The organism is Ralstonia condita, assembly GCF_958405655.1.
GTDB classification, from domain to species: domain Bacteria; phylum Pseudomonadota; class Gammaproteobacteria; order Burkholderiales; family Burkholderiaceae; genus Ralstonia; species Ralstonia condita.
Window position 1 is genome coordinate 1,132,718 of record NZ_CATYWO010000001.1, and the last position, 22,750, is coordinate 1,155,467.

Consider the following 22,750-nt stretch of genomic DNA (forward strand, 5'->3'; position numbering starts at 1 on the left):
GGAGTCGCAGAGCGCAGCATGTGAAGGCCGGCGACAGGGATGCAAGACTTGATGTGCCGGCGATCATACGGCAGCACTTCGGTGGCCGGATCGGCACGGTTCAAGCCTACCGAGTGCTCCGGACCGGCTGGCGTTTCTCGTCCTCTCGGGTGGCAACTTCCAGGTAGTCGAGAAAGCGGCTTGCCACCGGCTCCACATCGCCCGCGCGCCGCAGTGACAGCACGGGCGATTCCTTCCTTGCGCCGGTCAAAGGTACAAAGCTCACGCGCGAATCGCCTGCGTGCCGCAGCGTTTTGGGTACCAATGCCACGCCCATCCCGAACCCCACCATCGTCACAACGGTCTGCCATAGCCGCGCCTCGTGGCGGATCACGGGGCTGAAGCCCGCATCCACGCACTGCGCGATGATCAGGTCGTGATAATGCGGCGAAACTGTGCGCGGAAAAAGAATGAAAGGCTCCTGCGCCAGCGCCTCAAGGCCAAGACGCTTGCGGCGTGCCAGCTTGTGGGCCACGGGGAGGCAGGCGACGAAGGGTTCGGAAAAGAGCGGCGTGGAAACGACTTCCGCCGGAAACGTGCCCCAGTAGGCGCAGCCGAGGTCGATCTGCTGTCGCAGGATGCCCTGGACCTGCTCGCTGGTGTTCATTTCCCGGAGGATGATCTCCACCGCCGGGTGGTCGGCCTCGAAGCGTTCCACCGCGCGCGGCAAGCCGCGATACAGCATCGAATTGACGAAGCCGATGCGTAGCCGGCCCTTCAGCCCGTGCGCCGAGCGCTGTGTAAGCCGTTCGACCTCTGCCGCTTGCTGCAACAGCTTGCGCGCCTCGTCTAGCAACACCTGCCCGGCGTTCGTCAGCGCGACATTCTTGTTGGTGCGCGCAAGCAGTTGTACGCCCAACCGTTCCTCGAATTTGCGGATGTCAAAGCTGAGTGCGGGTTGCGAGATGAACAGGCGCTGGGCGGCCCGTCCGAAATGCAGCTCCTCCGCCACGGCAACGAAATACCGCAGTTGCTTCAGATCCATCACGCCTCCGGCCATCGATAAAAACTATTTATCGTACAGGATGAAATGTGTATTGGACGGTTATCGATGTGGTTTCTATGCTGGCTGGACAAAACAGGAGACAGCGAGGCAACCCCCGCATGAACGACATCGCTCGTGACCCGGTCACCGCTCTGCCGGTCGGCCCTCAAAACATTCCCGATAGCCAGGGCATCAATTTCTTCCGCGTGGACCCCGACTTCGCCGGCTTGCTACGGCTGCATCTGGGCGAGGCGCAATACCGTGCACTCGAACCGCAGCTCGATGCGCTGGGACAACGGGCTTCCGATGAACTTGATGCCTGGGCCATCAGCGCCGACCACAATCCGCCGCTGCTGCGCCACCGCACGCGTCGCGGCGAGGCGCGGCAAAGCATCGACAAGCACCCGGCTTACGTCGCACTCGAACGCGTGGCATACGCCGAATTGGGTCTGGCTTCGATGAGCCACGTTGGCAACGCACAGCCGGCGCTGGTCAAATACGCGCTCACGTATCTGTTCGTGCAAGCCGAGTTTGGCCTGTGCTGTCCGGTCAGCATGACGGACTCGCTGACGCGCACGCTACGCAAGTTTGGTGATCCCACCCTGGTGGCGCGCTATCTCCCGAAGCTGACATCGCGGGATTTCGATGCGCTTTACCAAGGCGCGATGTTCATGACGGAGCAGGCTGCAGGCTCCGATGTTGCGCGCATTGCAACGCGGGCGGCACTGGAGACTGCGCCGGACGGCACACGGACCTGGCGCCTCTACGGCGACAAATGGTTCTGCTCCAACGCGGATGCCGATCTCGCCATGGTCCTGGCCCGTCCGGATGGCGCACCGTCTGGCATCCGCGGTCTGGCGCTGTTTTTGCTGCCCAGGACGCTGCGGGACGGTACACGCAATCAGTACCGTATCGTCCGGCTGAAAGACAAGCTCGGCAGCCGGTCGATGGCCAGCGGCGAGATCGTTCTCGAAGGCGCCGAGGCTTATCTGATTGGCGAAATTGGCCGGGGCTTTCATCAGATGGCCGACATGATCAATATGTCGCGCCTGTCGAACGGCGTGCGCGCGGCCGGCCTGATGCGCCGTGCCACCACCGAGGCGCTGCATATCGCGGGCCGCCGCGAAGCCTTTGGCCGAAAGCTGATCGACATGCCGCTGATGCAGCGCCAGTTGCTGAAGATGCTGTTACCCACGGAGCAGGCGCGGTCGATGTTCATGCACATCGCGCAGTTATTGCCGCTTGCGGATGCCGGCGACGAGCATGCGGCGAAATGCGTGCGAATTCTCACGCCGATGATCAAGTTCCGGGCCTGCCGAGATGCACGCCGCGTGACCGGCGATGCGATGGAAGTGCGCGGCGGCACGGGTTACATCGAAGAGTGGAGCGACGCGCGCCTCGTGCGCGATGCACACCTCGGTTCGATCTGGGAGGGAACAAGCAACATCGTTGCCCTGGACATAGCGCGGGCCGTGAAGCGCGAAGGCGCGCTGGAACCGCTGCGTACGTATCTGCTCGGCCTGCTCGAAAGTGTCACGGTGCCGCCGCAAAGCGACGCGCAGTTGCGCGCCACGCTGGATCGGGTGTGCCACACGATCGACCACGTGGCCGAAACTGGCGGCGACGAGCTGGTCCGTCAGGCAGGCTCGGCGCTGTATCACATCGCCACAGCGATCTTAATGGCGGTGGAGGGCGTGCGTCTGGCGCCGGACTATCGTCGTCTTGCACTCGCTCACCTGGTGTTGCGTCACAAGCTGCTGCCGGTGGATCCGCTGGCACTCCCCGAAGACGACAGCGCGCTGCTGTCCGATGCGCTCGTCAAGCAGCGCGAGGTCGCATTCGCTCTGGCCATGCAGGCACTGCCGCGAGGGAGAGCGCAATGAGCGCGGTGACCGGCGCATTGCAGGGCTTGAAGGTCATCGACCTGAGCCGGGTGCTTGGCGGCCCGCATTGCACGCAAGCGTTGGCCGATCATGGCGCCCGCGTGATCAAGCTCGAACCACCGGCTGGCGACGAAACCCGTACATGGGGGCCGCCGTTCGATGACACAGACACCGCCTGGTACTTCAACGGCGTCAACCGGAACAAGCTCGGCATCTCTGTGGATCTGTCGCGCGAGGAGGGCCGCACGGTGCTCTGGCAATTGCTGGAAGATGCTGACGTGCTGGTCGAAAACTTCAAGCCCGGCACGCTGGCGCGCTGGGGCATGGATTTCGAGCGCGACCTGCAGCCGCGTTTTCCACGGCTGATTCATTGCGCCGTGTCGGGTTTCGGGCCCGACGGGCCACTTGGAGGGTTGCCCGGCTATGACGCAGTCATCCAGGCGATGGCCGGGCTGATGAGCGTCAACGGCGAACGTGACGGTGGCCCGATGCGCGTCGGCCTGCCGATCGTCGACATGGTCACGGGGCTCAACGCCTTTGCCGGCATTCTGCTGGCGCTGGCCGAGCGCGAGAAGAGCGGGCGCGGCCAGTCGATCGATATTGCCCTCTATGACTGCGGTGTCTCGTTGCTGCATCCGCACCTGCCCAACTACTTCGGCTCTGGCAAGGCGCCGGGGCGCAGCGGCAACGCCCATCCGAACATTGCACCTTACGACAGCTACCAGACCGGCACCGCGCCGATCTTTCTAGCCGTTGGCAATGACCGCCAGTTCGCCAAGCTGTGCATGCATATCGGCGCGGCCGAGTTGGCCGGCGACGCCCGCTTTGCCGACAACCGCAGTCGATGCGCGCACCGCCCGGAACTGAAGCAGGCGCTGGAAGCGCGGCTTGCACGCTTCGACTGCGAGACGCTCGCACAGGACCTGATCCGTGCTGGTGTGCCATGCGGGCCGGTGCTGAGTGTCGATGTGGTGGCGCGGCATCCGCATACGTTGCACCGCCAGATGGTGGTCGCGCTGGGTGAGTACCGCGGTACTGGCTCGCCGATCAAGCTCTCGCGCACGCCGGCCACGTACCGGAATGCGCCGCCGGCATTCGGCGCCGATACGGACGCCGTGCTGACGTCGCTGGGCATCGACGCAGACACGCGGCAGCGACTATTCGAGGCCGGCATCCTGAAATGAAGACGAACTGATTCGCATCCCGCGCACAACGAGGTAGATGGCCCACCAGAGGCCGCACCACTCGGCAAAACACCAAGGAGACCAACATGTCTAACCAGCCAGCATCGCCGGCCATCGGAGCCTCGACCCTGCAGCCGCGCCGTGCGGCAGTCGCCGCGTTCATCGGCACCACCATCGAGTGGTACGACTTCTACATCTACGGCCTGGCCGCCGCGCTTGTATTTGGCAAGGTGTTCTTTTCCACGACACTGGACCCGGGCATTGCCACGCTGCTCTCGTTCGTGACGCTGTGGGCCGGATTTGCCGCGCGGCCCATCGGCGGGATCATCTTCGGGCATCTGGGCGACAGGATCGGCCGCAAGACCACGCTCATCATCACGCTGATCCTGATGGGCCTTGCAACCATGGGCATCGGCCTGCTCCCCGGCCACGCGCAGATTGGCATGTGGGCGCCGGTCGGGCTGGTGGTGCTGCGGGTGGTCCAGGGCGTGGCGGTGGGTGGCGAATGGGGCGGTGCGGTGCTGATTGCCAGCGAGAGCGCGCCCAAGCACAAGAGCATCCTGTATTCGTCGTTTGCCCAGCAGGGCTCGCCCACTGGCAATCTGCTTGCAACGCTGGTGTTTTTCGGGCTCAGCGCACTGCCTACGCCGCAATTCATGCTGTGGGGCTGGCGCGTGCCGTTCCTGCTGTCGGCGCTGCTGGTGATCGTCGGCATGGTCATCCGGCTGAAGCTGGAAGAGTCTGATGACATGAAGCGCGTGCTTGCACAGAAGAAGACCGTCAAGCTGCCCCTCAAGGACGTCGCGCGCGACCACTGGGGCCTGGTGCTGCTTGGCGCCGGCACGCTGCCGCTGATTCACGTGACGTATCTGAAGAGCAACTTTGCGTTGTCGTGGGCAACCAAGGAACTTGGCTACGCGCAGGACACCTTTCTCGGCATCATTGCGATTGCGCTGGTGGTGCAGTTCCTGACGCAGCCGGTGGGCGCTTGGCTGGTCTCGCGTATGGACATGCGCCGCGCCATCTGCCTGATGGTGCTGCCCGAGTTTTTGCTGATGCCGGTGATGTTCTTCGCAATCGAGACGAAGGTGTATTGGATCGCGCTTGTGGGCATGTGCCTGGCGACCATTCCGCATTCGATGTTCTACGGTGCCATCGGCGGGATTCTGGCGCGCGTGTTTCCGACACGTATCCGCTATACAGGTCTGTCGCTTGCGTATCAGTTGTGCTCGCTCGTGGTGGGCGGTGGAACGCCGGTATTCGCACAGTGGGTGCTGAACAGCACCGGGCACATCGTCGGTGTTGCCGTGTCGTCTGCGGTGTATGCCGGGGTGTCGCTGGCCTGCACGCTGGTGCTGCTCAACCGGACGGGGTATCGCGCGGATGAGCTTTCCTCCGCTGAACGGGCCGACGCAATGGATCTTGGGCAGGCGCACATGGATATCCCGCTGCCACCCTCTGCGCCAGTGGGTAAACCTGTCGCTGCAACCTGATCCGGTGTGGCTTACGCGAAACGTCCGGTAGCACTCATGCCGCACGTTCCCTAGGATGGCAGGGCAGACACAACGGGGAAACCTGCCATGACCATCTTCGATGAGAACGAACACCGCGCCGAGTTCTGGGAGGCCGTGCGCAAAGCCATCGAGGCTCGTGACCAGGCCGAGCGGTCGCGCCGAGCGGACAGAATGACCGGCCTGGCCATCGGCCTGTCGCTTGGGGCGTTGGCCATCGCCCTGGTGGCGTTCCGACATCGCTCCGCTGGCGGTGGGGCATAGCACGACCCGCTGCACGGCGGCGCGGGCCTGCCGTTTCAGGATACGCGGGCGATCTTGGAAATGGGCCCATGCCCAATGCTGCTGGAGGGCGGCATGTGAGATTTCCACGTGCGGTTCCACCACGCCCGCAGCACAGCGTCGACCGGTGATTCGCGGGTGTGCGCGCCTGTCCGGGATCAAAGCCGTCCGCGAGCGCGGCAGTACAATCCGCCGATCATTTCTCCAAGTGTTCCATGCCCCGCGGCCTCGTTCTCGCCACACCTCAGCTCACGCCCGACGGCACGCCGTTCTCTGCGCAATACGACGATGTCTATCACAGCATCGAAGGCGGTCTCGCGCAGGCTCGGCATGTCTTCCTGGGCGGAAATGGCCTGCCCGGCGCGTGGCAGGGCAAGGGCGCTTTCACCATCGTCGAGACCGGCTTTGGTCAGGGGCTGAACTTCCTCGCAACATGGGCGGCCTGGCGCAACGATCCGCTGCGCTGCGCGCGGCTCGATTTCGTCTCGCTCGAGAAACATCCGTTCGACAGTGCCGGCTTATCCATCTTGCATCCGAAGGATGGCGCCCTCGCACCGTTAGCGCACGCGCTGCGTCAGGTGTGGCCCGTCGCGGTGCCGGGCGTACACCGTCTCGAGTTTGATGGCGGACGTGTCACGCTGACGCTGCTGTTTGGGGATGGAATGGACATGCTTCCGCAGTTGTCCTGCGCGGCGGATGCGTTTTATCTCGACGGTTTCTCCCCTGCCAAGAACCCTGACCTGTGGCAGCCGCGGGTGTTCAAGCAACTCGCGCGCGTTGCCCGCGCCGGCGCCACGCTGGCTACGTATACCGCCGCCGGTTTCGTGCGGCGCGGCCTGCAGGAAGTCGGTTTCGACACGCGCAAGGCGCCTGGCTTCGGCACGAAACGCGATATGACCATCGCGCAGTTCCCGACGCATTGGCGCACACGGCGCGGTCCGGCCGAGCCGCCGGTCTGGAGCGAGCGCCATGCGATCGTGCTTGGCGCGGGGCTGGCGGGCAGTGCCGTCGCGGAACGGCTTGCTGCGCGCGGCTGGCGTATCACGCTCATTGACGAGAACGACGGCCCGGCGCGAGGCACATCCGCACATCGAGCAGCGGCCATGCATCCGCACGTGTCGATCGATGACAGCGTGCTTTCGCGCCTATCGCGCGCGGGCAACCTGCTCGCACGTCGGCATTGGGGCGCGCTCGACCGGGCTGGCTTCGCCACCGGTTTCCGGGCCACCGGCGTGCTGCAACTTGCCGAGCACGCGGACGACGCCATCGAGCAGCAGCGGGTTGTGCGGGCGCTCGGGTACCCCGCTGATTACATCGATTGGCTCGACGCGCATCAAGCTGCCGAGCGCATCGGTGCCAGCGTGCCGCAAGGCGGCTGGTGGTTCGCGCAGGCAGGGTGGGTTGCGCCCCCGGATGTCTGCCGGGCCAACCTCGCTTGCGCCGGTGTTGCGCTCGATGCGCGTTGGAACACCCGAGTAGAGTCGTTGCGGCAGGAGGGCGGTCGTTGGCAGGCCGGCGATGCGCAGGGGGGCGTGATTGCCAGTGCGCCGGTCGTCGTCGTTGCGAATGGGCTCGACGCAGCGCGCCTGGTACCGTTGGCTTCCGCGTCGCTCAAGCCGGTGCGCGGCCAACTCACGGATGTGCCAATCGCCGGTTTGGAGCCGGGGGTGGCATGGCCGAAGGCGGTGGTGTGCGGCGACGGTTATCTGCTGCCCGCCGAGCCGGGTGCGCAATCCGTGCGCGCCGGGTCATCCTTCCAGCCCGGAGCGTCCAGCCTGGCCGAGTGTGCCGCCGATCACACAGCCAATCTGCAACGGCTGGCACGCCTGCAGCCGCGGCAGTCGGTGGCGCTTGCAAAGCTCGATCCCGCAAGCTTGCGGGGCTATGTCGGCGTTCGTTGTGTCTCTGCCAATCGGCTGCCGTTGATTGGTGCCCTCGTGGATGAGGCGGTGGCCATGTCAGCAGGTTTTCGCCTGCGCGGACCGCATGCCCAACTGCCGCGCGTGCCGGGCCTGTACGCAGCGCTGGCGTATGGCTCGCGGGGCCTGACGTGGTCGGTGCTGGGCGCGGAACTGCTGGCGTCCTTGATCGACGGAGGTCCATTGCCGCTCGAGGCAGACTTGGCGGCGGCGTTGGATCCGGGGCGTTTCGTCCTGCGCGCGTTGCGTCACAGGCAGGGGGAAGCACCCACCGAAATGGACGCGCCGCTCAGCGGCGAATGACGGGCTCCCGAGACGGTTTCCCAGGCGTTCCGACCCAAAAAATCAGGGCCGCCGAACGTTCCATGCCATAATATGCGTTTTGCGTTTGCCAGCCTGAACGCGCCCGTTGTGCCGTGCATTGTGCAGTCAAGCGGCCCTCGCGCCGCATTCCTGCAAGCCCGGCAAGACCAAGAACTTTGAACCACGGCTGCTGCTGGCGCTGCGCCGTTCGACGCAACCATCTTCTGAATCTGGAATTACGACCATGTCGACTATCGAAAACCTCGGCAAGCTTGATCGCAAAGTGACCCTGGCTGTCCCGAAGGCCGAAGTGGAGCAAGAGAAGCAAAGCCGTCTGGCGCGTCTGTCCAAGACCGTCAAGATGTCCGGCTTCCGCCCGGGCAAGGTCCCGATGAAGATGGTCGAGAAGCAATACGGCCAACAGGTCGAATTTGAAGTCCGCTACGACAAGGCTGCCCGTCAGTTCTTCGACATCACCAACGAGCAGGGCGTGAAGGTTGCCGGCCAACCGCGCTTTGAGCTGAAGACCGAAGGCGTGGCCGATGACCAAGTCGCGTTCGACGCCACCTTCGAGGTGTATCCGGAAGTCAAGCTCGGCGATCTGGCCGGCGCGGAACTGACCCGCACCAAGACCGAAATCACCGATGCCGAGATCGACAAGACGCTCGACATCCTGCGCAAGCAACGCGTGCACTACCACCCGCGCGGCGAAGCTGGCGAGCACGGCGACGGCGGTGCAGCCGTTGCACAGGATGGCGACCGCGTGACGGTCGATTTCGTGGGCACGATCGACGGCGTGGAATTTGCCGGCGGCAAGGCTGAAGGTTTCAGCTTCGTGCTGGGCGAAGGCCGCATGCTGCCCGAGTTCGAACAAGCCACGCTGGGCCTGAAGCAAGGCGAGTCGAAGAAATTCCCGCTGGCATTCCCCGAGGACTACCACGGCAAGGACGTCGCCGGCAAGACGGCTGAGTTCACCGTCACGCTCAAGCAAGTCGAGTGGGCGCACCTGCCGGAAGTCAACGAAGCCTTCGCGCAATCGCTGGGCATCGCCGACGGCAACCTCGACAAGATGCGCGCCGACATCCGCGAAAACCTCGAGCGTGAAGTCAAGCGCCGCACGCACGCGCTGCTCAAGGACCAGGTCATGGAAGCGCTGCTGAAGGTGGCAGAGCTGGACGTGCCGAAGTCGCTGGTCGAGCAGGATCAGGAACGCCTGGTGGAAATGGCCCGTCGTGATCTCGAAGCCCGCGGCATGCCGAACGCCAAGAACATGCCGATCCCGGCCGAGATGTTCACGCAGCAAGCCGAGCGTCGCGTGAAGCTGGGTCTGGTGTTGGCCGAAGTCGTGAAGGCCAACAACCTGGAAGCCAAGCCGGAGCAGATCAAGGCCGAGATCGAAGAGTTCGCCAAGAGCTACGAAGATCCGAAGGAAGTCATCCGCTGGTACTACGGCGATCAACAGCGCCTGGCCGAGATGGAAGCCTACGTGCTCGAAAACAACGTGGTAAATTTTGTGTGCGACAAGGCCAAGGTTACTGACAAGGCCGTGTCGTTCGAAGAGCTGACCGCCACGCCGGCGCAAGGCTGATTCGATCGATAGAGTTTCCGAAATAAGCACCGGAGAACCGCATGATCCGCAATGAACTGATCGACCAACTTGCCCGTACCCAGGCTTCCGCGCTCGAAACGCAGGGGCTTGGTCTGGTGCCGATGGTGGTCGAACAGTCTGGCCGCGGCGAGCGCGCCTACGACATCTACTCGCGCCTGCTCAAGGAGCGAGTGATCTTCATGGTGGGCGAGGTCAACGACCAGACTGCCAACCTCGTGGTGGCACAGTTGCTGTTCCTGGAAAGCGAGAATCCGGACAAGGACATTTCGCTTTACATCAACTCGCCGGGCGGCTCGGTATCGTCGGGCTTGGCGATGTACGACACGATGCAGTTCATCAAGCCCGATGTGTCGACGCTGTGCATGGGCATGGCAGCCAGCATGGGTGCGTTCCTGTTGGCGGCCGGCGCTAAGGGTAAGCGCCTGGCACTGCCGAACTCGCGCATCATGATCCACCAGCCGCTGGGAGGCGCGCGCGGTCAGGCCTCGGACATCGAGATCCAGGCACGCGAAATCCTGTATCTGCGTGAACGCCTGAATACGGTGCTCTCGGAGGTCACCGGTCAGCCGGTCGACAAGATTGCGCGCGACACTGACCGCGATAATTTCATGAGCAGCGAACAGGCCAAGGAGTACGGTCTGATCGATCAGGTGATCAGCAAGCGCTAATGCGCGGAGTGCGCGCGAGCCGGTGCGCTCTGCGGCACACCAGCGCACCAATCATGTCAAGCGGTGTCAAAAACGAGGCTTCGCGCCTCGTTTTTGCTTTGTACAACACGTGCGGATCGTCGCCAGATAATTTGGCGTATGATGCTGCCAGGAACTACTGGTTATCGTTATGGCGGACAAGAAAGGCTCGACTGGCGAAAAGCTGCTGTATTGCTCGTTCTGCGGCAAGAGCCAGCATGAGGTCAAGAAACTGATTGCCGGCCCCTCGGTCTTCATCTGCGATGAATGTATCGACCTGTGCAACGAGATCATCCGGGACGAGGCCGCCATTTCCGAAAAGGAAGGTGGCCTGGCGGTCAAGTCCGACCTCCCCACGCCACATGAAATTCGCCAAAGCCTCGACCAATATGTGATTGGTCAGGAGCAGGCCAAGAAAATCCTGGCGGTTGCGGTCTACAACCATTACAAGCGGTTGAAGCATCTCGGCAAGAAGGACGATGTCGAGCTGTCGAAGAGCAACATTCTGCTGATCGGACCGACGGGCTCCGGCAAGACGCTGCTTGCGCAAACGCTGGCACGCCTGCTCAACGTCCCGTTCGTGATTGCCGACGCGACGACCCTGACCGAAGCGGGCTACGTCGGCGAAGACGTCGAAAACATCATCCAGAAGCTGCTGCAGAACTGCAACTACGAGGTGGATAAGGCGCAGCGCGGCATCGTCTACATCGATGAGATCGACAAGATTTCGCGCAAGTCGGACAACCCGTCCATTACGCGGGATGTGTCTGGCGAAGGTGTGCAACAGGCACTGCTCAAGCTCATCGAAGGGACGATGGCTTCCGTGCCTCCGCAGGGTGGCCGAAAACATCCCAACCAGGATTTTCTGCAGGTCGATACCACCAACATCCTGTTCATCTGCGGCGGCGCCTTCGACGGTCTGGAGAAGATCATCAGGCAGCGCTCGGACAAGACCGGGATCGGTTTTGGCGCGGAAGTGCAGAGTAAGGAAGAGCGCGACGTCAACGAAGTCCTTCCTCACGTGGAGCCCGAGGATCTCATCAAGTTTGGTCTCATTCCAGAGTTGATTGGCCGTCTGCCGGTTGTGGCAACGCTGGCCAAGCTCGACGAGGCTGCCCTGATGGAAATCCTGGTCGAGCCCAAGAATGCAATCGTCAAGCAGTATCAGAAACTGCTGGCGATGGAAGGCGTGGAGCTTGAGATTCGCCCGACTGCGCTGACGGCAATCGCGCGCAAGGCGATCAAGCGCAAAACGGGGGCGCGCGGTCTGCGGTCCATCGTCGAGCACGCTTTGATGGATGTGATGTATGACCTCCCCAACCATAAGGGTGTGCAAAAGGTGGTGATCGATGAAAGCACGATCTCCGGCGATGGCAAACCCTTGCTGATTTACGAAGAGCAACCCAAGGTTGCAGGTTCCAACTGACGCGAATGCCCGGCCGGGATGCGCCGTATGTGTCCCATGCAGGAAGCCGTTCGCACGCGAGCGGCTTTTTTTGCTTCGGGAAACCGGGTCGGCATGCGACTTGCAGCAACGGTCTTGTAAAACCGTTACTGCGCCCAATTTAGCCCTTACATGACTTTCTGGGGAAAATAATGTCCGGAACCCAACTTTTACCCGCTGAGCAGATTCGCCTGCCGCTGTTGCCGCTGCGTGACGTGGTGGTGTTTCCGCACATGGTGATTCCGCTGTTCGTGGGGCGCCCCAAATCCATCAAGGCGCTGGAAGCCGCGATGGAGGCGGGCAAGAGCATCATGCTCGTGGCGCAAAAGACCGCCGCCAAGGACGAGCCGACCGACAAGGACCTCTACGAGGTCGGCTGTATCGCCAACATTTTGCAGATGCTGAAGCTGCCGGACGGCACCGTGAAGGTGCTGGTCGAGGGCACGCAGCGCGCCAACATCCTTTCCGTTACCGACGACGAATCGCACTTCTTCTGCGAAGCCGTGCCCGTCGGCCCGGAACCCACTGAATCGGCTGAGACCGAGGCGCTGCGTCGCGCCATCGTGTCGCAGTTCGATCAGTACGTGAAGCTGAACAAGAAGATCCCGCCCGAGATCCTGACGTCGCTGTCGGGCATCGATGAGCCGGGTCGCCTGGCTGACACCATCGCCGCGCATCTGCCGATCAAGCTCGAGCAGAAGCAGAAGATTCTCGAGATGTTCAACGTGACCGAACGTCTGGAGAGCCTGCTTTCGCAGCTTGAAGGTGAGATCGACATCCTGCAGGTGGAAAAGCGCATCCGCGGCCGCGTCAAGCGCCAGATGGAAAAGAGCCAACGCGAGTACTACCTGAACGAGCAGGTCAAAGCCATCCAGAAGGAACTGGGCGAAGGCGAAGAGGGCGCCGATCTCGAAGAGCTGGACAAGAAGATCAAGGCCGCCCGCATGCCGAAGGAGGCCAAGAAGAAGGCCGAGTCCGAGTTCAAGAAGCTCAAGCTGATGTCGCCGATGTCGGCCGAGGCAACGGTCGTGCGCAACTACATCGACACGTTGGTCGGTCTGCCGTGGCGCAAGAAGAGCAAGGTCAACAACGACCTGTCGAACGCCGAGCAAGTGCTGGATCAAGACCACTACGGTCTGGAGAAGGTCAAGGAGCGCATCCTTGAATACCTCGCAGTGCAACAGCGTGTGGACAAGCTGAAGGCGCCGATCCTGTGCCTCGTGGGGCCGCCGGGTGTTGGCAAGACCTCGCTTGGGCAGTCGGTGGCGCGTGCAACGAACCGCAAGTTCGTGCGCATGGCGCTGGGTGGCGTGCGTGACGAGGCCGAGATTCGCGGTCACCGCCGTACGTACATCGGGTCGATGCCGGGCAAGATTCTGCAGAGCCTGACGAAGGTCGGCGTGCGCAACCCGTTGTTCCTGCTCGACGAAATCGACAAGATGGGTGCGGACTTCCGCGGCGACCCGTCGTCCGCGCTGCTCGAGGTGCTGGACCCGGAACAGAACCATACGTTCCAGGACCACTACATCGAGGTGGACTTCGATCTGTCGGACGTGATGTTCGTGGCGACGTCGAACTCGCTGAACATTCCGGCGCCGTTGCTGGACCGGATGGAAGTGATTCGCCTGTCGGGCTACACGGAAGACGAAAAGGTCAACATCGCCCGCCGCTACCTGCTGCCCAAGCAGATCAAGAACAATGGTCTTAAGGAAGGCGAGATCGAGGTGACCGAAGCCGCGTTGCGCGACATCATCCGCTACTACACGCGGGAAGCTGGTGTGCGTTCGCTGGAGCGCGAGGTCTCGAAGATCTGCCGCAAGGTCGTCAAGCAGCTGCTGCTGAAGAAGGAAGGCGGTACGTCGGTGAAGGTCGATTCGGACAATCTCGACAAATTCCTTGGCGTGCGTCGTTTCGACTTTGGTCTGGCCGGTAAGGAAGACCAAGTCGGCCAGGTGACCGGTTTGGCATGGACCGAAGTGGGCGGCGATCTGCTGACCATCGAAGCCGCGCTGATGCCGGGCAAGGGCAACATCACCCGCACGGGTTCGTTGGGCGACGTGATGAAGGAGTCGGTTGAGGCTGCGCGCTCGGTGGTACGTTCGCGTTCGGCTCGGCTGGGTATCAAGGATGAGATGTTCGAGAAGCGCGACATCCACATCCACGTGCCCGAAGGTGCGACGCCCAAGGACGGCCCGTCGGCGGGTATCGCGATGACGACGGCGCTGGTATCGGTGCTGACGGGTATTCCGGTGCGCGCCGACGTGGCGATGACCGGCGAAATCACCCTGCGCGGCGAAGTGCTGCCGATCGGTGGCTTGAAGGAAAAGCTGCTGGCTGCACACCGCGGCGGCATCAAGCTGGCGCTGATTCCGGAAGAGAACGTCAAGGACTTGGCGGACATTCCGGACAACGTGAAGAACAGCATCGAGATTCAGCCGGTGCGCTGGATCGACAAGGTGCTGGAACTCGCGCTGGTGCGCAAGCCGGAGCCGCTGCCGGAAGAAGAAGCCAAGCCAGCACCCGAAGCCGGCAAGGCCGACGATGGGAAATCGCAGGAGATGGTGCATCACTGATGCGCCGACCTGAGCAGGTTGAAGAAAGGCCCGAGACTGTTCGGGCCTTTTTTTTCGGGCGGATGACGATGAGGTTTAGATGGTCGGTGTAGGCGGTTCTTCGCCTTGACACGTCGATAGCCGGCCACTTTAATGAATCCACATTGAGCGGGCGTTCGGGGAGGTGGCGCGATGAACAAGACGGATCTCATCGACCATGTGGCTGCGCAGACGGATATGTCCAAGGCTGCGGCGGGGCGTGCTATCGACGCGCTGATCGGTGGTATCAAAGATGCGTTGTGCGATGGCGGATCGGTGACGCTGGTCGGCTTCGGTACGTTCCTGGTTGGCAAGCGGTCTTCGCGAAACGGGCGCAATCCTCGCACCGGCGCGACCATCACCATCGAGGGTGGCAAGGTCGCAAAATTCAAACCTGGCAAAGCGCTGAAAGATGCGCTAAACTAGCGGGCTTTGGTGCTTGCGGTTCGGGTGACAACGAACGCGAGCATTGGACAGTCCGGCTTGCGCCGGCAGTGTGAACGGGTGCTTAGCTCAGTTGGTAGAGCGGCGCCCTTACAAGGCGTAGGTCGGGAGTTCGAGCCTCTCAGCACCCACCACCGTTCGCAATGCCGTTCCGCACTTCGAACCGTCCGCCCAAAATCTGGAGCGGTAGTTCAGTCGGTTAGAATACCGGCCTGTCACGCCGGGGGTCGCGGGTTCGAGTCCCGTCCGCTCCGCCAATACACTGCAAAGGCCCGATTCGTTCGGGCCTTTGTCATTTCCGCGGCAGTCACCTCGCAGCTTATCGGGGGCGCCATGCCGCGATTGTCCGGAATGTCGACAGCACCTGATAGAATCGCCGGATTTTCCACCTTCCCTTCATCTCCGGTCCAGCATGCTTGATTTCGTACGTACGCATCGGCGCTTGATGTTTCTGGTGCTGCTGATTCTGGTGTTCCCATCGTTCGTGTTCTTTGGCGTGCAGAGCTACTCGAGCTTTATGGACAGCTCGCACGACGCCGCCAAGGTGGACGGCAAGGTCATCACCACCAACGAGGTCGATGCCCGCGTGCGCGAGCAAACCGAGCGGCTGCGCCAGATGCTTGGCGCGCAGTATGATCCGCGCCAGTTCGAAGGGCCGCAGATGCGCCGCGATGTGCTGGACGGCATCATTCAGCAGCGCGTCCTGGCCAACGAAGTCACGCGTGCAAATCTGAATGTCTCGAACGACAAGATTCGCGACACCATTCTCCAGATCCCTGCAGTGGCGGCTTTGCGCAAGCCTGACGGCTCGTTCGATCAGGAAGCATACGTGCGCCTGCTGGCCGCACAGAACATGACGCCCGAGCAGTTGGAGGGCAACCTGCGCTTCGAGCTTGCGCAACAACAGATTCCGCAATCGATCGTGGCGACGGCCTTTGTGCCGAAGTCGCTGGTAGACCGTCTGATTCAGGCGCGCGACCAGCAGAGAGAGGTGCAGGCCCTGTTGTTTAAGCCGGCTGACTATGCCGCCAAGGTCACCGCAGATGACAAGGCGATCCAGGCTTATTACGACGCGCACCAGCAAGCGTTCTCGGTGCCCGAGCAGGTCAAGGCCGAGTACGTCGTGTTCTCCGGCGAGGACATGATGAAGCAGATTCCGGTCACGCCCGAGCAGCTCAAGGAGTACTACGACCAGAATGCAGCGCGCTTCAAGACACCGGAGGAGCGTCGCGCCGCGCATATTCTCATCAAGCTCCCCGACAACGCCAAGCCGGCCGATAAGGACGCGGCCAAGAAGAAGGCAGAGGAGGTGCTGGCAGAGGTGCACAAGAACCCGGCAGCCTTTGCCGATCTGGCCAAGAAATACTCGGGAGACCCGGGCTCGGCCGCGCAGGGCGGCGAACTGGGTTTCCTATCCAAGGGTGCGACCGTGCCGCCGTTCGAAAGCGCCTTGTTTGCGCTCAAGCAACCGGGTGACATCAGCGACGTCGTCGAGACCAGTTTCGGTTTCCACATCATCAAGCTCGAAGAAGTGAAGGGCGGCGGCGTGCAGCCGCTTGAAGCCGTCAAGCCGGAGCTCGAGCGCGAAGTGCGTACGCAACTGGCCAACAAGAAGTACTCGGAGCTGGCCGATGCGTTCTCCAACACGGTGGAGGATCAGTCGGACAGCCTGAAGCCGGTCGCCGACAAGCTCAAGTTGCAGATTCAGACCGCCGACAACGTGACGCGCACACCGAATCCGGCGCTGGCCAGCAGCCCGATCGGCAACGACAAGGTGCTCAAGGCCCTGTTTGCCGACGACGTCATCAAGAATCACCGCAACACGGCGGCAATCCAGGTGGGCCCCACGACACTGGTTGCCGCGCGCGTGGCCGAGTATCGTCCCGCCACCGTCAAGAAACTCGCGGACGTGCGTGAACAGGTCAAGGCCAAGGTGATCGCGGAAGCGTCTGCCGCGCTGGCCAGGAAGGCGGGTGAAGAGAAGCTCGCCGCCCTGAAGCAGAGCAACAGCGCAGATGGCTTCGGCGCTGTGCAGACGGTTTCGCGCCAACAGGCACAAGGAACGCCGCCGGCGGCGCTCACTGCCATCCTGCGTGCCGATGCCACGAAGCTGCCGACGACTGTCGGCGTGGATCTCGGCCCGCAGGGCTATGCCCTGTATCGCATCAACAAGGTCTTGCCGCCCGCCAACGTGGATCAAGCTCGCCGCGCGGCGGATGCCCAGCAGTTGGCGCAGGTTGCTGGCCAGGCCGACTTCAACGCCTACTACGAAGCACTCAAGGCGCGTTCGAAGGTGAAGATCAACAGCAGTGCGGTCGACGCCCAGAAGCCTGCCAATACGGCGGACGACGCCTCCTGAGCAACCAGACGTCGATGAAGAAAGGCCCCCAATTCAGGGGGCCTTCTTTTTATGCCGACGATAGTGGCGCGAATCAAGCGCCCGAGCGTCGTTTGAGCATCGGTTCCAGCTTGGGCCAGACGTTATCGAGCATCGTGGGCTGAGCCTGGGCGACCGGGTGGATGCGGTCATCCTGAAACCAGTCCGGTCGCTGTACCACGCCATCGAGCAGGAACGGCACCAGCGGCAATTTGTACTGCTGCGCCAGCTTGCCGAACATGGCGAAAAAACGTTCGCTGTAGTCGGGCCCGTAGTTGGGCGGAATGCGCATGCCCACCAGCAGCACCTTGGCGCCGGCCGCCTGCGACGTCTCGATCATTGCCTTGAGGTTGGCCTCGCTCGAGGCCAACGACAGGCCGCGCAGTGCGTCGTTGGCGCCCAGTTCGAGGATGACGATCGAGGGTTTCTCGCGCGCCAGCACAGCCGGCAGCCGTGCCCGCCCGCCCGCCGTCGTGTCGCCGCTGATGCTTGCATTGGCAACGCTATAATCAGGCTTCCGCTCTTTCAGGCGCCTGTCGAGCAGCGTCACCCAGCCGGTGCCTTGTGCCAGGCCATACCCGGCAGACAGGCTGTCGCCCAGGACCACCACGCGGCGCGACGTCAGAGAAGCCTGCGCGGCAAGCGATCCTCCCATCGGCAGCATTCCGAGCACCCCGCAACCGAGCGCGAGCACCAGCAACTTGACGCTGTGCCTTTTCTTACCAACCTGTCCGATCATGTCGTCTTCTGCTACCTGTGTGATTGAGGTCGATTCGCTGCACAAGACCGTGCGCGATGCCACGGGCGAGTTACCTATTCTGAGCGATGTTACCTTCCGCGTGGAAGCCGGCGAGACGCTAGCCATCGTCGGCGCGTCGGGTTCGGGCAAATCGACGCTCCTTGGTTTGCTTGCCGGGCTGGATCTGCCGACGTCGGGCTCGGTCACGCTGCTGGGCCATGAGCTGTTCAAATTGGACGAGGACGGCCGGGCGGCCGTGCGCGGCAGCCATGTGGGCTTCGTGTTTCAGTCGTTCCAGCTGCTGCCACACCTGACCGCGCTTGAAAACGTCATGCTGCCGCTTGAACTCCAGGGCGACGTGAGCGCTGCCGAGATGCGCCGTCGCGCCTCGACACTGCTGGACCGTGTGGGCCTGGGTTCACGGCTGTCGCACTATCCAAAGACGTTGTCGGGCGGCGAGCAGCAGCGCGTGGCGCTGGCCCGCGCGTTCGTCACACAACCCGATATTCTGTTTGCCGACGAGCCGACCGGCAGTCTCGACACCGCGACCGGCGAAGCCGTCATCGCCCTCATGTTCGAGTTGAACCGGAGCGCGGGTTCAACGCTGGTGCTGGTCACGCACGACCGCTCCGTCGCCGCACGTTGCGGCCGCATTCTCACCATCGAAGCGGGGCGTCTGGTCGCTGACGAGACCGTCACCGAGCTCTGATCGACGTTGTCAGAGGGCGCGCTTGGCGCGACGGATCAGTGCGGCCGTCGACGCATCGTGCGCGACGGAGGCGGGCGCACCTTCCAGCTCCGCCTGAATCGGCTTGGCAAGCTTCTTCCCCAGTTCGACGCCCCACTGATCGAACGAGTTGATGTTCCATACCGCTCCTTGCACGAACGTGCGGTGCTCGGCGCAGGCGATCAGCGCGCCCAGCGATGCGGCATCGAGCCGCTCGAGGAGGATGGTTGTGCTGGGGCGGTTACCCTCAAACACCATGTGCGGCACCAGCGCCTCGTCGGTCACGCCCCCGGCGCGCACCTCATCTGCGGTGCGGCCGCGCAGCAGCGCCTCGCCCTGCGCGAAACAGTTGGCGAGCAGCTTGGCATGGTGGCCGGGCAGGCTACGCACCGGTTCGAGCGTGGTGATGAAATCCACCGGCACGATCTGCGAGCCCTGGTGGATCAACTGAAAGTACGCGTGCTGGCCATTGGTGCCGGCCGTGCCCCAGACAATGGGCCCGGTGTCCGTGTCGATGGCGGCACCGTTGCGCTGGACCGACTTGCCGTTGCTTTCCATTTCGAGCTGCTGCATGAAATCGGTCAGCAACTCGAGCGGAGCGCAATACGGCACCGTGCAGGCGCTTGCCGCGTTGAAGAATCCGCGATACCACACCGACAGCATCCCGAGAATGAGCGGCAGGTTCTCGCGCGGCGCTGCGGTGGCAAAGTGTCGATCCATCGCGCGCGCGCCTTCCAGCATCGCTTCGAACTGCTGCGGCCCGATGGCCAGGACGATCGACAGGCCTACCGCCGACCACAACGAGAAGCGCCCGCCCACCCAATCCCAGAACGTGAACATGTTGTCCGGGTCAATGCCGAACTGAACGACAGCATCGCGGTTGGTGGAAACGGCGACAAAGTGTTGCTTGAGCTGGTCTTCCGCGACGCCATGCTCGACGAACCAGCGGCGCATGCTGTGCGCGTTGGCCATGGTCTCGAGCGTCGTAAACGTTTTCGAACAGACGATGGCGAGCGTGGTGTCAGGGTTCAAGCGGTCGAGCGTCTCGGCCAGATCGGTGCCATCGACGTTGGAGACGAAATGCACGCGAACATGCGGCACGGCGAGGTGTTCCAGCGCGCGGCACACCATGCGGGGGCCGAGATCGGAGCCGCCGATGCCGATATTGACCACGTCGGTGATGCGCTGGCCGGAGTGGCCCGTCCATGCGCCGCTATGCACACGGTTGGCGAAGTCGTGCATCTGCGCGCGCACGCGCAGCACGTCGCCCATGACGGGTTCGCCATCGGCTCGATAATCGTCTTCGGCCTGGCCACGCAGGGCCACGTGCAGCACCGACCGCTGCTCGGTGTTGTTGATGCGCTCGCCGCGCAGCATGGCATCGCGCAGCGTCAGCACGCCAGCCTCGTCGGCCAGCCGCAGCAGCAGGGCAAGCGTATCGCGCGTGATCCGGTTCTTGGCGTAATCCACCGTCAGGCCCGCGGCTTCTAGCGTGAAGTCGCGCACCCGTTGCTCGGCATCCGGCGCGGCAAACCAGTCGCGCATCTGTGCGGTGCGGATCGATTGTGCGTGTTGCGTCAGGGACTGCCAGGCGGGGAAGGCGATGGGCATACGGCGTCGTATCGGCGTTGGAAAACGAGTGCGCAGTATAACGGCGCAGGATGACGCTGATCTATCGGCGAGCGTCCGACGCGAGCAGGGCGTTCAGTGCGGCCCGCGCAGGCGCGCAGAGCTCGCCGGCGTGCAGGCCGATGGGGCCCACCCCCGCATGAACGAGATCATCCGCCGCCCGCCCATGCAGCCATACCGCCGCAAGCCCAGCCTCGCGCGCGCCCATGCCTTGTGCAAGCAGCGCGCCGACCATGCCGGTCAGCACATCGCCGGTCCCACCCGTTGCCAAGCCGCCGTTTCCGGTCGGATTGATGGCAGGTGACACGCCCGGTGCTGCAACTACGGTGCCCGATCCCTTGAGGATCACGACGGCGCCGGTGCGGTTGACGATGGCCTGGGCGGCTGCAAGCCGGTCATGCTGCACGGCGCGCGCGTCAGTCTGCAGCAGCCGCGCGGCTTCGAGCGGATGCGGCGTCAGCACCAGCGGTACGCCGCTCCCTGCCAGTTGCGACAGGCGCGCGAGCCGTGCCGGCACCTTGGCAAACAGATTGAGTGCATCCGCGTCGAATACGGCTGCTGTCCGGGCTGACAGCATGCGATCCAGCAGGTGTTCGAGCGCGGCCTCGGACTCCTTGCCGGTGCCCATGCCGGGGCCGACGGCGAGCGCCTGCATGCCGCCCAGATCGAGGGCTCCCCACGGATGCAGCATCAATTCCGGCTGCGCCGGATCGACACTTGGCGCATCGGCTCCGAGCGACACCACATGCACTTTGCCTGCACCAAGATAGAGCGCGCCTCGCGCCGACAGTAGCGGCGCTCCGACCATTCCCGCCGCGCCGCCCACGACGGCGACACTCCCGTATGTGCCTTTGTGGCCGTTGTGGCGCCGCCGCGGCACGTGCGCAAGCCAGCGCGCCGGTGTGTTGATGAATGCATCTGGCTCGATCACGCCGTCGTACGCGGGTTGCGCGACTTGCAGGTCGGCCAGGGCGATATCGCCCGTCGCATCGCGACCATCGCCGGTGAGCAACCCCGGTTTGACGGCAAGGAAGGTGATCGTCGCCCGCGCCTGGATGACGGGCGACTCCGGCCACGGCGCCTGTCCCGTATCGCCGTTCAGGCCGGACGGGATATCCAGCGCGTACACCGGCAGACCGCTCGCATTGGCGGTTTCGACGAGCGCCGCATGCAACCCTGTCAAGGGGCGCGCAAGCCCGATGCCGAACAGCCCGTCTACGATGGCGGTCGCTGCAGCCGGCACAGACGCCGGTGCGTGAAGGACTTCGATCGGCACGTTGGCGGCGCGCGCTTCCGTCCAGGCGCGCCGGGCATCATCGGGCAGCTTGGCGGGGTCGCCCGCGAGCCACACGCTGACGGGGCGTCCAGCGAGGTGCAGCACCGTTGCGGCGACCAGCGCATCGCCGCCGTTGTTACCGGGGCCGGCCAAGACCAGCAGATGCCCGTGCGGCACGCGCGCCTGCAGCCAGTCGGCGGCTGCCTCGCCGGCGCGGGCCATGAGCGTGAACGGTTCGAGGGTGCGATAGGCGGCGGCTTCCAGCGCGCGAATGCCCACGGTACCGAACAACTGGTCGGCGCCATGGTGGGCGGCAAGCGCGCCGTCGGTCAGGATTTCCCGCCAGGATGGGTGTGCGGACATGGCGACGATGGATTTACCGGGACAGACATGACGATCTATTCTCTTACAATAGCCTGCGTTTCCCGTCCATTCCCAGCCCAGTTGCAATGTCCAAGTCGCCGTCCACTCCCAAAGCTGATCTGCCGCAAGCCGCCGTCGACGCGGCAGGAAAGGGTGGTCCGATCGTGTCTTCGTCGCATCTGGTGTCGGCGCGCAGCCCGGAGTTGTCGGAGTTCGAATTTGCGCTCAACACGGCTTACAACGCCTACAACCGCTGGTGCGTGCGCTGCATGGCCGCCGCCGGCGTGCGCGACCTGACGTTCCTCGATGTGCTGGTGGTGCATCACGTCAACCACCGCGGCCGAGCCAAGCGGCTGGCCGACATCTGCTTTGTGCTCAACGTGGAAGATACCCACCTCGTCACATATTCCCTCAAGAAGCTGCAGGGGATGGAGCTGGTGGAAGGCACGCGCAATGGCAAGGAAGTCACCTACACCACCACCCCGGCGGGCGAGAAGGCGTGCGCACGGTACCGCGAGATCCGCGAGCAATGCCTGACCAGCAACATCTCGCCCGGCGGCGAGGAAAACGCCGAGATCGGCGAGCTGGCGCGACTGCTGCGCGTGCTGACAGGCCTGTACGAACAGGCCGCGCGCTCGGCGACCTCGCTGTAAAACGCCTGTTTCAGCCCTGGCAAAGGCATTTCCAGCCGATTTGACCGTCGGTAAGAGGGGCTGGGCAAGGTACAATAGCGGTTTTCCCGCGCACGCCGGGAAAACT

Annotated in this window: 17 protein-coding genes and 2 tRNA genes; 15 read left to right on the forward strand and 4 right to left on the reverse strand. The window is 63.4% G+C overall.

Annotation, left to right across the window (positions count from 1 at the left end; translation table 11 throughout):
• Positions 1 to 106 precede the first annotated feature (106 nt).
• On the reverse strand, positions 107 to 1,024 hold the full coding sequence (locus R2N03_RS05355; protein WP_316655930.1) for a LysR family transcriptional regulator: 918 nt from the start codon (positions 1,022 to 1,024) through the stop codon (positions 107 to 109).
• Between the two features lie 119 nt (positions 1,025 to 1,143).
• Between R2N03_RS05355 and R2N03_RS05360 the strand changes: the two genes are divergently transcribed.
• The 13 genes from R2N03_RS05360 to R2N03_RS05420 all read left to right on the forward strand — a co-directional run bounded on the left by R2N03_RS05360 (position 1,144) and on the right by R2N03_RS05420 (position 17,239).
• Positions 1,144 to 2,907, forward strand: a complete 1,764-nt coding sequence (locus R2N03_RS05360; RefSeq protein ID WP_316655932.1) for an acyl-CoA dehydrogenase family protein — start codon at positions 1,144 to 1,146, stop codon at positions 2,905 to 2,907.
• The gene (locus R2N03_RS05365) at positions 2,904 to 4,091 is read left to right on the forward strand and encodes a CaiB/BaiF CoA transferase family protein (RefSeq protein WP_316655934.1); all 1,188 of its coding nucleotides are present in this window, start codon (positions 2,904 to 2,906) and stop codon (positions 4,089 to 4,091) included. The genes R2N03_RS05360 and R2N03_RS05365 overlap by 4 nt, the downstream gene beginning before the upstream one ends.
• Positions 4,092 to 4,177: 86 nt before the next feature.
• Positions 4,178 to 5,584, forward strand: a complete 1,407-nt coding sequence (locus tag R2N03_RS05370; protein ID WP_316655936.1) for an MFS transporter — start codon at positions 4,178 to 4,180, stop codon at positions 5,582 to 5,584.
• A gap of 87 nt (positions 5,585 to 5,671) precedes the next feature.
• Entirely contained in the window at positions 5,672 to 5,866 is a 195-nt protein-coding gene (locus R2N03_RS05375) for a hypothetical protein (protein WP_316655938.1), read from the forward strand.
• A 233-nt stretch (positions 5,867 to 6,099) separates the two neighbouring features.
• On the forward strand, positions 6,100 to 8,106 hold the full coding sequence (gene mnmC / locus R2N03_RS05380) for a bifunctional tRNA (5-methylaminomethyl-2-thiouridine)(34)-methyltransferase MnmC2/FAD-dependent 5-carboxymethylaminomethyl-2-thiouridine(34) oxidoreductase MnmC1 (RefSeq protein WP_316655940.1): 2,007 nt from the start codon (positions 6,100 to 6,102) through the stop codon (positions 8,104 to 8,106).
• 244 nt (positions 8,107 to 8,350) lie between these two features.
• Complete coding sequence (tig, locus tag R2N03_RS05385; RefSeq protein ID WP_316655942.1) at positions 8,351 to 9,694, forward strand: trigger factor; 1,344 nt, start codon at positions 8,351 to 8,353, stop codon at positions 9,692 to 9,694.
• Positions 9,695 to 9,735: 41 nt separating this feature from the next.
• Entirely contained in the window at positions 9,736 to 10,383 is a 648-nt protein-coding gene (gene clpP / locus R2N03_RS05390; RefSeq protein WP_316655944.1) for an ATP-dependent Clp endopeptidase proteolytic subunit ClpP, read from the forward strand.
• Positions 10,384 to 10,552: 169 nt separating this feature from the next.
• The gene (clpX, locus tag R2N03_RS05395; protein ID WP_316655946.1) at positions 10,553 to 11,827 is read left to right on the forward strand and encodes an ATP-dependent Clp protease ATP-binding subunit ClpX; all 1,275 of its coding nucleotides are present in this window, start codon (positions 10,553 to 10,555) and stop codon (positions 11,825 to 11,827) included.
• 170 nt (positions 11,828 to 11,997) lie between these two features.
• The gene (gene lon, locus R2N03_RS05400; RefSeq protein WP_316655948.1) at positions 11,998 to 14,418 is read left to right on the forward strand and encodes an endopeptidase La; all 2,421 of its coding nucleotides are present in this window, start codon (positions 11,998 to 12,000) and stop codon (positions 14,416 to 14,418) included.
• A gap of 171 nt (positions 14,419 to 14,589) precedes the next feature.
• Positions 14,590 to 14,862, forward strand: a complete 273-nt coding sequence (locus R2N03_RS05405) for an HU family DNA-binding protein (RefSeq protein WP_021194571.1) — start codon at positions 14,590 to 14,592, stop codon at positions 14,860 to 14,862.
• Positions 14,863 to 14,938: 76 nt separating this feature from the next.
• Positions 14,939 to 15,014 (forward strand) — tRNA-Val (locus R2N03_RS05410).
• A 46-nt stretch (positions 15,015 to 15,060) separates the two neighbouring features.
• A tRNA-Asp gene (locus tag R2N03_RS05415) sits at positions 15,061 to 15,137 on the forward strand.
• Between the two features lie 155 nt (positions 15,138 to 15,292).
• Positions 15,293 to 17,239 carry a SurA N-terminal domain-containing protein gene (locus tag R2N03_RS05420; protein WP_316655953.1) on the forward strand — a complete coding sequence of 649 codons (1,947 nt, stop codon included), beginning with the start codon at positions 15,293 to 15,295 and terminating at the stop codon, positions 17,237 to 17,239.
• A gap of 73 nt (positions 17,240 to 17,312) precedes the next feature.
• On the opposite strand, the gene R2N03_RS05425 is transcribed toward R2N03_RS05420, so the two are convergent.
• A complete protein-coding gene (locus tag R2N03_RS05425) occupies positions 17,313 to 17,921 on the reverse strand; it encodes an arylesterase (protein WP_316656587.1) in 609 nt (202 codons plus the stop codon).
• Between the two features lie 73 nt (positions 17,922 to 17,994).
• Between R2N03_RS05425 and R2N03_RS05430 the strand changes: the two genes are divergently transcribed.
• Positions 17,995 to 18,705, forward strand: a complete 711-nt coding sequence (locus R2N03_RS05430) for an ABC transporter ATP-binding protein (RefSeq protein ID WP_316655955.1) — start codon at positions 17,995 to 17,997, stop codon at positions 18,703 to 18,705.
• A gap of 9 nt (positions 18,706 to 18,714) precedes the next feature.
• Here R2N03_RS05430 and pgi read toward each other — a convergent pair whose 3' ends face one another.
• Both pgi and R2N03_RS05440 read right to left on the reverse strand, forming a co-directional pair.
• Complete coding sequence (pgi, locus tag R2N03_RS05435; protein WP_316655957.1) at positions 18,715 to 20,334, reverse strand: glucose-6-phosphate isomerase; 1,620 nt, start codon at positions 20,332 to 20,334, stop codon at positions 18,715 to 18,717.
• A 61-nt stretch (positions 20,335 to 20,395) separates the two neighbouring features.
• Positions 20,396 to 21,991 (reverse strand): NAD(P)H-hydrate dehydratase, encoded by a 1,596-nt coding sequence (locus R2N03_RS05440; protein ID WP_316655959.1) that lies wholly within the window; start codon positions 21,989 to 21,991, stop codon positions 20,396 to 20,398.
• An 86-nt stretch (positions 21,992 to 22,077) separates the two neighbouring features.
• Here R2N03_RS05440 and R2N03_RS05445 point away from each other — a divergent pair, with 86 nt between their 5' ends.
• The gene (locus tag R2N03_RS05445; protein WP_316655960.1) at positions 22,078 to 22,644 is read left to right on the forward strand and encodes a winged helix DNA-binding protein; all 567 of its coding nucleotides are present in this window, start codon (positions 22,078 to 22,080) and stop codon (positions 22,642 to 22,644) included.
• The last annotated feature ends 106 nt before the right edge of the window (positions 22,645 to 22,750 follow it).

Coding starts and splice junctions, on each gene's coding strand:
- R2N03_RS05440 (WP_316655959.1), bottom strand. CDS start 21,991: ATGTCCGCACACCCATCCTGGCGGGAAATCCTGACCGACGGCGCGCTT.
- R2N03_RS05360 (WP_316655932.1), top strand. CDS start 1,144: ATGAACGACATCGCTCGTGACCCGGTCACCGCTCTGCCGGTCGGCCCT.
- R2N03_RS05430 (WP_316655955.1), top strand. CDS start 17,995: ATGTCGTCTTCTGCTACCTGTGTGATTGAGGTCGATTCGCTGCACAAG.
- R2N03_RS05365 (WP_316655934.1), top strand. CDS start 2,904: ATGAGCGCGGTGACCGGCGCATTGCAGGGCTTGAAGGTCATCGACCTG.
- R2N03_RS05425 (WP_316656587.1), bottom strand. CDS start 17,921: ATGCTGCCGATGGGAGGATCGCTTGCCGCGCAGGCTTCTCTGACGTCG.
- mnmC (WP_316655940.1), top strand. CDS start 6,100: ATGCCCCGCGGCCTCGTTCTCGCCACACCTCAGCTCACGCCCGACGGC.
- clpX (WP_316655946.1), top strand. CDS start 10,553: ATGGCGGACAAGAAAGGCTCGACTGGCGAAAAGCTGCTGTATTGCTCG.
- clpP (WP_316655944.1), top strand. CDS start 9,736: ATGATCCGCAATGAACTGATCGACCAACTTGCCCGTACCCAGGCTTCC.
- pgi (WP_316655957.1), bottom strand. CDS start 20,334: ATGCCCATCGCCTTCCCCGCCTGGCAGTCCCTGACGCAACACGCACAA.
- lon (WP_316655948.1), top strand. CDS start 11,998: ATGTCCGGAACCCAACTTTTACCCGCTGAGCAGATTCGCCTGCCGCTG.
- R2N03_RS05370 (WP_316655936.1), top strand. CDS start 4,178: ATGTCTAACCAGCCAGCATCGCCGGCCATCGGAGCCTCGACCCTGCAG.
- tig (WP_316655942.1), top strand. CDS start 8,351: ATGTCGACTATCGAAAACCTCGGCAAGCTTGATCGCAAAGTGACCCTG.
- R2N03_RS05420 (WP_316655953.1), top strand. CDS start 15,293: ATGCTTGATTTCGTACGTACGCATCGGCGCTTGATGTTTCTGGTGCTG.
- R2N03_RS05375 (WP_316655938.1), top strand. CDS start 5,672: ATGACCATCTTCGATGAGAACGAACACCGCGCCGAGTTCTGGGAGGCC.
- R2N03_RS05445 (WP_316655960.1), top strand. CDS start 22,078: ATGTCCAAGTCGCCGTCCACTCCCAAAGCTGATCTGCCGCAAGCCGCC.
- R2N03_RS05405 (WP_021194571.1), top strand. CDS start 14,590: ATGAACAAGACGGATCTCATCGACCATGTGGCTGCGCAGACGGATATG.
- R2N03_RS05355 (WP_316655930.1), bottom strand. CDS start 1,024: ATGGATCTGAAGCAACTGCGGTATTTCGTTGCCGTGGCGGAGGAGCTG.